The 6,398-nt window shown below is 40.4% G+C and carries 9 protein-coding genes; 6 read left to right on the top strand and 3 right to left on the bottom strand.

Features of this window, described 5'->3' with window-relative positions; translation table 11 throughout:
- The first annotated feature begins 246 nt into the window (after positions 1 to 246).
- Both NIES592_RS23980 and NIES592_RS23975 read left to right on the top strand, forming a co-directional pair.
- Positions 247 to 795, top strand: a complete 549-nt coding sequence (locus tag NIES592_RS23980; RefSeq protein ID WP_073557135.1) for a hypothetical protein — start codon at positions 247 to 249, stop codon at positions 793 to 795.
- Positions 796 to 840: 45 nt separating this feature from the next.
- Positions 841 to 1,074, top strand: coding sequence for a tyrosine-type recombinase/integrase (locus NIES592_RS23975; protein WP_084552396.1), 234 nt, complete (start codon positions 841 to 843; stop codon positions 1,072 to 1,074).
- A 41-nt stretch (positions 1,075 to 1,115) separates the two neighbouring features.
- On the opposite strand, the gene NIES592_RS23970 is transcribed toward NIES592_RS23975, so the two are convergent.
- Entirely contained in the window at positions 1,116 to 2,123 is a 1,008-nt protein-coding gene (locus NIES592_RS23970) for a DNA-methyltransferase (RefSeq protein ID WP_073557134.1), read from the bottom strand.
- Positions 2,124 to 2,207: 84 nt separating this feature from the next.
- Between NIES592_RS23970 and NIES592_RS25535 the strand changes: the two genes are divergently transcribed.
- Positions 2,208 to 2,420, top strand: coding sequence for a helix-turn-helix domain-containing protein (locus NIES592_RS25535; protein WP_073557133.1), 213 nt, complete (start codon positions 2,208 to 2,210; stop codon positions 2,418 to 2,420).
- Positions 2,414 to 2,929 carry a restriction endonuclease gene (locus tag NIES592_RS23960; RefSeq protein ID WP_073557132.1) on the top strand — a complete coding sequence of 172 codons (516 nt, stop codon included), beginning with the start codon at positions 2,414 to 2,416 and terminating at the stop codon, positions 2,927 to 2,929. The genes NIES592_RS25535 and NIES592_RS23960 overlap by 7 nt, the downstream gene beginning before the upstream one ends.
- 35 nt (positions 2,930 to 2,964) lie before the next feature.
- On the opposite strand, the gene NIES592_RS23955 is transcribed toward NIES592_RS23960, so the two are convergent.
- Together NIES592_RS23955 and NIES592_RS23950 are read right to left on the bottom strand one after the other, a co-directional pair.
- On the bottom strand, positions 2,965 to 3,480 hold the full coding sequence (locus NIES592_RS23955; protein ID WP_073557131.1) for a hypothetical protein: 516 nt from the start codon (positions 3,478 to 3,480) through the stop codon (positions 2,965 to 2,967).
- The gene (locus NIES592_RS23950; RefSeq protein ID WP_073557130.1) at positions 3,467 to 4,570 is read right to left on the bottom strand and encodes an XRE family transcriptional regulator; all 1,104 of its coding nucleotides are present in this window, start codon (positions 4,568 to 4,570) and stop codon (positions 3,467 to 3,469) included. Before NIES592_RS23950 ends, NIES592_RS23955 begins: the two co-directional genes overlap by 14 nt.
- A 115-nt stretch (positions 4,571 to 4,685) precedes the next feature.
- Between NIES592_RS23950 and NIES592_RS23945 the strand changes: the two genes are divergently transcribed.
- Together NIES592_RS23945 and NIES592_RS23940 are read left to right on the top strand one after the other, a co-directional pair.
- On the top strand, positions 4,686 to 4,853 hold the full coding sequence (locus NIES592_RS23945) for a hypothetical protein (RefSeq protein WP_143168401.1): 168 nt from the start codon (positions 4,686 to 4,688) through the stop codon (positions 4,851 to 4,853).
- Positions 4,854 to 5,070: 217 nt separating this feature from the next.
- Positions 5,071 to 6,342, top strand: coding sequence for a hypothetical protein (locus NIES592_RS23940; protein WP_073557128.1), 1,272 nt, complete (start codon positions 5,071 to 5,073; stop codon positions 6,340 to 6,342).
- Positions 6,343 to 6,398: the final 56 nt, after the last annotated feature.

The following is a 6,398-nucleotide window of genomic DNA, read 5'->3' as shown; positions in this document are numbered from 1 at the left end:
TAACCGCTCTAGAGGCGAAATTTGATAATTAAACACTGTTTGGTAGTTTTTAATCGAGTATGGGAATACTTAGAAATAGAGATTTTCTTGTATAGGAGAATACTAATATGTTCGGACTGAATAAAGTTATAACAGAAAAAGTATTAAAAATAGGCTAAGGAGCAGAGAGTCTACAGTCTAGCGTTGATTTCTAAGAACATATTATAAAATTATTTTAATTTCAGAAATTTTTACTGTACAAATAGAATGAATAAAAAATTAATTTTATTATTATTTTCTTCATTTTTATTAATTGCTTTTATAGAGCCAGTACAAGCAAAATCTTGTTACGACAGTGAAAAACCACCTATACCAGCATCTTTAAAATTTAGAGATGTAATCTTAAAAGAACATCAAATAAAAATAAAAATTCCTGAAAATTATAGATTTTTAAAATGGGATATAAATAGATATAATATTGTAGATCAGAGTGCTTATGATTTTATCCAATGTTTTTTACGTAAACCAGAACCTACAGAATTAGATCCTCGTGGTGTTGAGCTTGAAATTGTAACTAATTTAGAGGTTTTTTATAACTTAATTAAAGAAAGTGATGTAAAAATTTTTGAAACTAAAATTAAAAATCATAGAGCATTAATTTGGAAATCACAACGTATGTACAACATTGGATATATTGCAATACAGTCTCCTGATCAAAGTAAATTTGTAATTTTTTCTACTATGTTAGACGAAAATGATAAAACATCTTTGGAAGGCTTAATAGTGATTTTAACAGAAACATTAGTATTTTTGTAAGGATTCAAGTAGGGTAGCCACCTCTCGGCTGATACCCGGGATGGCATCTATAAAATAGTCAAGCGCTTGTTTAAACGGGCAGGGGTTGAAAAACATATGTCCCCGCATCGCTGTCGCTACAGTGCGATTACTGCTGTACTGGAAAAGACCGATGGCAATGTGCGGAAAGCCCAGAAACTCAGCAGACACGCCAAACTTTCGACGCTCCAGATTTATGATGATAACCGCAATCGTGATCAGCTGGAGATGTCTGAGTTATTGATGGATGGGTTGGATTGAATTGGTTGCCAGACTTTGACGACATCGGCGTAAATCTATAGTTAATCAAAAGTGAGAATAGTTTGCTTTTGATAATTGTTCAAATCAATTGATTCTCCTTTACAGATGAGATTATAAATTTCCTGCATCTCATCGAGAGTATTTTCTTTGGTTAGGAATCGGAATGCAGAAGCTGCAAGATATTCTGGTTGTTCTTCAAAAGCCAACCACAGACGATTAAGAGCTTCTGCAACCTGACCAGTGGTGTTAGAACCAGCGAAAATATCCACTACTAAATCACCTGGATCTGTTAGGAAACGGATAAAGAATTCAGGAAGTTTGGCAGGAAATCTAGCGGGGTGCTGCTTAACCGAAACCGCTTTACAACCGTCTAGATATTGACCGTTAGATTCGGTGTTGGAAATTTGCAATAAGTTAGACGGAATGGCTCCGCCATTATCCTTGGCAAAGGCTTTACCAATGTCATGACCGGAAGGTCGTACTTTTGGTTTGTAAAACTTGTCTGGGTCTTCCAGCAATTTCTTCATGCGATCACTGTAGGGTGCAAGGACTTTTGTCACGTCAGCCTTGGGAAACTCCGTCTTACTGAACCACCACACAGTATTCACCGAATCTTTAGCCCGCAGTTTGCGTTTATTAACCCACTCAATAGGGCTGGGCAGTTTAGACGGATTGTACCAATAAAAGTCTTCAGCTAAGAAAAAACCAATGTCATCACAAAAGCGTATAGGGACTCGATAGTTGTACAAGCTGCGGACAGGAACCCCTTTTTCATAAGCTCCACCCAAATCCACTACAAAACTGCCATCGTCACGTAGTTTTTTGTAAACGAGTGCGGCAAACTCGGTGAGCCAGTTCACATATTCGTGTTGTTCTTTGTTGCCGTATTCTTTTTTACGCTGAAGGGCAAAGGGTGGACTGGTTATAACTAGGTTAACACTACTATCTGGTAATTTTTGCAAGAGTTCACGGGAGTCGCCACAGTAAGCAGCTCCTTTGCGAGTGTAATAAGCAGGTTTTATGTCTTGTAAGCGCACGTTTGGATTCATCACAAATGATACTTCTAATCTGTAGAGGTAAAGTAGTCAATAAAGCAATTCCGCTATATAACCGAAGAAAAAACAATTACCAAAATGAGGAAGTTATTTGCGGATAATCTACGGAAGGTACGGCAGGCAGGTGGCATCTCACAGGAGAGGCTAGCAGAACTGGCTGGGCTGCGCCGCACTTACATTGGCTCAGCAGATCGAGGTGAGAGGAACATATCGATAGATAACATTGAACGGATTGCTACAGCGTTAGGTTTGAAACCAGTGGATTTGGTAGGGAGGAACAAGGAGTGCTAAAACCACATCCCGATCTGGAAATACTGGAGTTACTGTTTCCTGCCATACAGCAGTACCAACAATTAGCATCGAAGCACGGTATTAACGACATTTTTCAGGATAATGGTGGCAAACTACTGCAAGTTCTGCTGATACTTGGTTTGACCGTCCTTCCGGGGCGAGAGGGGAACGATGCCATCGATCTGGATGGAAATGAATACGAATTAAAATCAATCAATATTGAACTTACGAAAGGGTTCTCAACCCACCACCACATGAACCCTATTATCATTAACAAATATCGCCAGGTAGATTGGATTTTTGCCATTTATAAAAATATTGAAATACAAGCAATTTATCGTCTCAAACCACCAAAGTTAGAACCGTTTTATACTCTTTGGGAAACTAAGTGGCACACCGATGGACAGAAGGACATTAACAACCCAAAAATTCCCTTAAAATATGTAGTCGAGAATGGCGAATTGCTATACGGTACTCCTCCTAGCATCTTGACCAAAAGAAGACGATAACATCTAAAGTACTTAGTTGAATCACATTTTATTTTTTAGCTCGTGCCATACTTCTGTAAACTTGTTGTCCAATCTGTCAAAACTTTGGGAGAAATGTGTTTACCCCGCTCGTTGATTAATGAATCAGCCATTGCCGTCACCTCTATCACTGTTTTGTGTCCTGTCTCTACCATCTCAGTCAATAATCGCAGTGTTCTGGTGTAGGTAACACCATATGCCTTGCAGGTTTCAACAACTAGCCCATCATCACTAGCACAAATCAGCAATTGATGACGGGCAATGGCAATTGTAGATCGATCCGCGATACTCAAAAGGGGCGCTCTAACGCTAAATTCTATAAAACTGGCAAACATCTCTTGTGTGGAAAGAGCTAGAGGTGTTAAGTATTGGTTAGCAGCTTGGCGAGTTGGGGGTTCCAGTTGATCTGAGTCTAGAAGTTCCTGGGCAATGTACAACGGGCTGTAGTGCTGTTGTAGCCACCCCCACTCGTTCAGCCAGCGAAAATCAATGAGTGCTGTTGCGTCAAGAATTGTTCCGTTAAGCGACTGCATAAACCTCATTTTCTTGACGACGCACCCGCAGGTTTTCAACAGTTAAGTTGAGAAGTTCTGCTGCTTTCATCTCTGAAATCTTGCCCAATTTTAAGGACTGCCAAATTAGAAATTCATAACGTTCATTTTCTGGATAATCATCCGCAGGCAGTGCTGGTGGTAATTCCATTGAGTTTTGCAAAGATGCACCATCATGTTGCTTTTTATAAATAGCACATATTTTGGCTTTCTCTTTAGCAAAATCAATGATTCCCATTTCTGCTAAACGATTCAAGATGACTAAGTAACTCACCCGAAAATGCCGTTTGAGTTTGACAATATCTTGGGTAAGTGCATACATCCGCTCAAATTCAGCTTGGGGGACTAGTAGATGACTAGCAAAGTAATCAGCTACTTTTTCTCGTGCTTTTTCTTCTTCTTTGGTTCCTTCTTCAATCAGGGTGTCTTGGTACTCTACACGGTGAAAGATTAAGTGTCCAATTTCATGTGCCAGGGTAAATAATTGACGTTCAATGGTGATGTTATGGGTATTTACCAAAACAAAAGCACCTTCAATATCACTACAAGCACTCAGACCAAAGAAACCTTTAATGGGAATGGGCTGGCGTAAAACTTTTAAACCGATTTCTTCTACAGACTGAAACAGGTTGGCAATGGGAGCATCTCCCAAGCCAAGGCGATGACGAAACAAAGCAGCTATTGTCTGAATGTGCTTTTCATTGCCTTCTACTTGATGGCAAGGTGTACTTTCTGGGGTGTAGGTTGGTAAGCCAACTGCTTGTTCTAGGGCGTTATAAGTTTGCAGCATTCGTAGCACTTGGGCTGCAAACTGGGCATTTTTATCAAAAGAAACATGAGCGCGGAACCGGAAGTTGGGTAGTCCAACACCAGGTGAGCGTAGTAAGTCATCGAGTGTAATGCCCAAAGCACTTGCCAGAGCAGAGAGGATTTTGCTGTCTGGTAAAGTTTTGGCGTTCTCGTAGTTATTGATGCTCTGGCGAGTTACCCCAGCTTGTTCTGCAAGTTGCTCTTGAGACAAGCCTAGACTTTTACGGTAGCGGATCAGGTTCGCAGCGATGATCTCTTTCATGGCTGATTCTTTCCTGTAATCGCTAGACGTGTCAAAGTTATTGACACTATTTTCTCTAATTATAATAGAAAATGTCAAAGCGTTTTTACATCAGTCTCAAGGAGGTGATAAAGATATGGCCAAGAATACAGGCAAGGGCTATCGTCGTGGTGCTGTGGATAACCGCAGCCAGACTTACAACCCCGTAACCGAACAATGGGTGAAGCGTGATGCTGAAACTGGACGGTTTATGGATGTGAAGCAGAATGGTGAACCTTTTAAGGGTGTTCGTAAGGAAGACTAATACTAAATTGCGTCCAGTGTGGAGACTGAACGCAAATCGGTAATGGTATTAGTTTTGGTCTATTGAAGGGGTGGTGTTGCACTTGTGACCTACTCCTTCAGTTTCCTCTATTATGTTCGTCTTCAGCTTCAAAATCTAGACCAATATTTAGATTTGGCAGAGCATTACGGGAAATTAATAAGTAATCAATTTTATTTTTGTAAGTTAAAAATTAACTATGATTCCATCAAAGTGGGTTGATGCGACAGATTTAATGAGATGGGCAGATAGACTAGATGCTCGCGCACGACTTCCCCAATTATTACGCTTACTAATTCATGCTACAGTCCAGCACCCTCACCGTGTTGGTTTGCCATCGGGTGAGAGTATTCAAATGGGGGGATGGGATGGCATTGTGGACGCACCTGAAGGCAATAGTTTTGTTCCTAATGGCTATTCAGTGTGGGAACTTGGAGTTAACAAAGATGTTAAGGGGAAAGCAGATGATGATTATGATAAGCGTGTTAAGAATCCGCTAGGAGTGGTTCCTGCTGAAACCACCTTTGTTTTTGTTACTCCCCGACGATGGGCTAATAAGGATGAGTGGGAGAGAAACAAGAAAAGTGAGGGGATATGGACTGATGTACGGGCTTATGATGCTGATGACTTAGAACAGTGGTTAGAAAAGGCCCCTGCTGTTCATGCTTGGTTAGCTCGGTTAATGGGAAAGTGGCCAGAAGAGGCTCAGGATATTGGTAGCTTCTGGGATGAGTGGAAAAACTCTACTTCACCAGTAATGAATACACAGTTACATCTTGTAGGTAGAGAGAAAGAAGTTGAAGAAATACATAGTTGGTTGCAGGGAGAAACATCAAAGCTTACCATCCAAGCGGATACTCGTGAAGAAGTAATTGCTCTTTTGGCTGCGGTTATTCATCAAATGCCAGAGGAGCAAAGTATCAAGTATTTATCTCGGTGCATTATTGTTAAAAGCGAGTCCTCATGGCGGTATTTTGCTAGTACCCAAGAATCATTAATTTTAATACCAGATTTTGAGCAACCAAAATTTTTACCAAGAGAGCATCATATTCTTATCCCTCTAGGTAAAGAAATTAATCCTGCTAAAGATGGAGCGGTGCTTTCTCGTTCCAATAAAACAGACTTTAAGCAGGCTTTGGTAGATATGGGGATATCAGAAGAACGAGCTTATAAATTAACTAAAGATTCAAAGAAAAATATTAACGTTTTACGGCGGTTAATTGCAGTCGCACCGGAAATACATACTTCTAATTGGGCAAAACCAGAAAATGCGCGAGCTTTAATTCCGATTTTACTGGCTGGAGCATGGGACGATTCAAAAGAAGGGGACAGAGAAGCGATTTCTAAACTAGCTGGCAAACCCTATGCAGAAGTTATAGCAGATATGTCACGTTGGAAAGAGAGTTCTGACCCTCCTCCCGTGAAGATTCATGGTATCTTTTATCACGATTCATTGTCAGGGACGACTTAGAATCATTTAAAAGCGTTACACTTTCGGTTTTAGGAACCATTGACCCACGATATGAG

Source organism: Fischerella major NIES-592 (assembly GCF_001904645.1).
In the GTDB taxonomy this organism is placed as follows: domain Bacteria; phylum Cyanobacteriota; class Cyanobacteriia; order Cyanobacteriales; family Nostocaceae; genus Fischerella; species Fischerella thermalis.
This window is presented reverse-complemented; position numbering and strand designations above follow the sequence as displayed.

Coding starts and splice junctions, on each gene's coding strand:
- NIES592_RS23980 (WP_073557135.1), top strand. CDS start 247: ATGAATAAAAAATTAATTTTATTATTATTTTCTTCATTTTTATTAATT.
- NIES592_RS23970 (WP_073557134.1), bottom strand. CDS start 2,123: ATGAATCCAAACGTGCGCTTACAAGACATAAAACCTGCTTATTACACT.
- NIES592_RS25535 (WP_073557133.1), top strand. CDS start 2,208: ATGAGGAAGTTATTTGCGGATAATCTACGGAAGGTACGGCAGGCAGGT.
- NIES592_RS23955 (WP_073557131.1), bottom strand. CDS start 3,480: ATGCAGTCGCTTAACGGAACAATTCTTGACGCAACAGCACTCATTGAT.
- NIES592_RS23950 (WP_073557130.1), bottom strand. CDS start 4,570: ATGAAAGAGATCATCGCTGCGAACCTGATCCGCTACCGTAAAAGTCTA.
- NIES592_RS23945 (WP_143168401.1), top strand. CDS start 4,686: ATGGCCAAGAATACAGGCAAGGGCTATCGTCGTGGTGCTGTGGATAAC.
- NIES592_RS23940 (WP_073557128.1), top strand. CDS start 5,071: ATGATTCCATCAAAGTGGGTTGATGCGACAGATTTAATGAGATGGGCA.